Origin of the sequence: Pauljensenia hongkongensis, from assembly GCF_001746855.1 — a bacterium.
Classification (GTDB): Bacteria; Actinomycetota; Actinomycetes; order Actinomycetales; family Actinomycetaceae; genus Pauljensenia; species Pauljensenia hongkongensis.
The window spans coordinates 1,038,922-1,041,425 of sequence record NZ_CP017298.1 but is presented as its reverse complement, the minus strand read 5'-3'; the positions used below and the strand labels follow the sequence as shown (position 1 = coordinate 1,041,425).

Here is a 2,504-nt window from a genome sequence, read left to right as displayed (position 1 = left end):
CCCCCTCGATCAGTTGGACGGGCAGGACGCCGTGCGCCTGGCCGGCGCCCGCGTCTGGATCGACGGGATCGTGGGAACCGGGGTTCGCGGCCCCCTGGAGGGGGCGCTGGCGGACGCGGTCAGGGCACTGGCCGCCCTCAAACGCTCGGCGGGCCCCGCCGTCGTCGCCGTCGACGTCCCCTCCGGCCTGACGGACGCCCGCGGGGAGGTGCCCGGTCCACTCCTGCCCGCGGAGGTGACCGTCACAATGGGGGCGCACAAGGAGGCACTGGTCCTGCCCCCCGCTGCGGGGTACGCCGGGCGGATCGAACGCGTGGACCTGGGACTCGGGCCCGCCGATGCGGAGCGGACCCCGCCCGTCGCCCTCCACACCGCCGCGAGCGCGGCGGCCCACTACCCCGCCCCGACTTCCGAGGACCACAAGTACACGCGCGGAGTGGTCGGCGTCGTCGCCGGATCCGACACCTACCCGGGCGCCGGAGTGCTCGCCGTGCGCGGGGCGCTCGCCAGCGGGGCCGGAATGGTGCGCCTCAACTCGACAAGGCGCGTCGAGGACCTGGTCCTGGCGGCCGAACCCGGTGTGGTCACCGCCGGGGGGCGCATACAGGCGGGCCTCATCGGCCCCGGGCTCGACGAGGCGCGCCGCGCCGAGGCCCTCGAGCTCGCCGAGTTCTGCCTCGAAGCGGGCCTGCCCCTGGTGATCGACGCGTGGGTGCTGGACCTGGTCCCCGGCCTCGTCGACCGGACGCGGCCCGCGGCGCTGACGATCACCCCCCACTACGGGGAGGCGGCGCGTCTGCTCACCGCGCTCGGCAGCCCGACGACGCGCGCACGGGTCGGGGACGCCCCCCTGTCGGCCGCACAGAGCCTCCACGAGTTGACGGGCGCGACCGTGGTCCTCAAAGGGGCGGCGACCATCGTCTACGGCGCTGCCCGCACAACCCCGGCCGATGGGGGCGCGCCAGGGCGGGCGCGCGCGTGCGGACCCGAGCAGGGGGACGGACCGGAGAGGGGCCACGACCCCGGAGGCGCGCGCAATCGGGAGGGTTCCGGCGAACCCAGAGAGGACACCCACGACCCCGGCGGCGCGCGCGGGCCGGAGGCCCCCAGCAGTCCCGGGGAACCACGGGGCCGGGACTCCGCCCGTGCCATTGTGGCGCCCCTGGGCTGCGGCTGGGCCTCCGTGGCGGGATCGGGCGATGTGCTGGCGGGCCTCGTCGCCGGGACGCACGCGGGCGCCCGGGCCCGTAGGGAACGGGACGGCGCCGACGTCCACGACCCGGTCGCGGAGGCCGCCGCCGCCGTGTGGGTCCACGGCGAGGCCGCGCGCCTGGCCGCCCGCGCCCGCCACGCGCCCGGCCAGCCGATCCAGGCCCGCCAGATCGCTGACGCGATTCCCCCGGTCATCGGTGGGATACTGGGAGCGTGACTGACACCCACGCGCCCCGCGCGGACGCATACCCCGGCGAGGCGCTCATCGACCACGGCGCCATCGCCCGCAACCTCCGGGTCCTGCGCGCGGCGGCCCCCGCAGCCAAGCAGATGGCGGTCGTCAAAGCCAACGCCTACGGGCACGGCCTGCTGCCCGTCGCCCTCACGGCGCTCGCCTCGGGCAGCGACTGGCTGGGCGTCGCCCAACTGCCCGAGGCCGTGGAGCTGAGGGAGGGCCTCGACCGGGCGGGCGTCGACCGCGCGAGCGCCCCCGTGCTCGCGTGGATCACGACGCCCGGCTCCGACTTCGCGGGGGCCGTCCGCGCCGGCATCGACCTGTCGGTGTCGTGGACGTGGGTGCTCGACGCCATCAGCGCGGCGGCGCGCGCCGTGGGCCGTCCCGCCCGCGTCCACGTCAAGATCGACACCGGGATGAGCAGGGCGGGATCCACGCTGGCGGACCTGCCCGCCCTGGCCTCGGCTCTCGCGGCGGCGCAGGCCGACGGGCTCGTCGAGGTCGTCGGAGCGTGGAGCCACCTGTCCCGCGGGGACGACCCCAGCGAGGGCGGGCTGGCCTCGACCGCCTCGCACGTCGGGATCTTCGAGCGCGGCCTGCGGGTGCTGGGGGAGGCGGGGGTCCGCCCCGCGATCCGCCACCTGGCGGCCACCGCGGGCATCCTGTGGCACCCGGAGACCCATTACGACATGGTCCGCGCCGGGATCGGGCTCTACGGCCTGTCCCCCGACCCCGCCGTCGCCGACTCGCGGGAACTGGGCCTGCGGCCCGCCATGACGCTGCGCGCCCCCCTCACATCCGTCAAAGTGATCGAACGCGGGGCGCCCGTCTCGTACGGGGGGACGTGGCGGGCGCCGACCCGGCGCTGGGCGGGCCTGGTCCCCCTGGGGTACGGGGACGGCATCCTTCGCTCCGCCTCCAACGCCGCGCCCGTGGTGGTGCGCGGCCCCGGAGGCGACGTGCCCGCCCGCTGCGCGGGCCGGGTGTGCATGGACCAGTTCGTCATCGACCTGGGCCCGGCCGGCGGGGCGGCTGGGACGCCGGGCTCCCGATCGGG

The 2,504-nt window shown here is 77.1% G+C and carries 2 protein-coding genes; both read left to right on the top strand.

The window, feature by feature from the left end:
* Window positions 1-1,429, top strand: a 1,429-nt coding sequence (locus tag BH719_RS09605) for a bifunctional ADP-dependent NAD(P)H-hydrate dehydratase/NAD(P)H-hydrate epimerase (RefSeq protein ID WP_009743542.1), incomplete at its 5' end; no start/stop codon positions are given.
* A partial coding sequence (gene alr / locus BH719_RS04315) for an alanine racemase (RefSeq protein ID WP_009743541.1) occupies window positions 1,426-2,504 on the top strand: 1,079 nt, incomplete at its 3' end. The genes BH719_RS09605 and alr, both read left to right, overlap by 4 nt.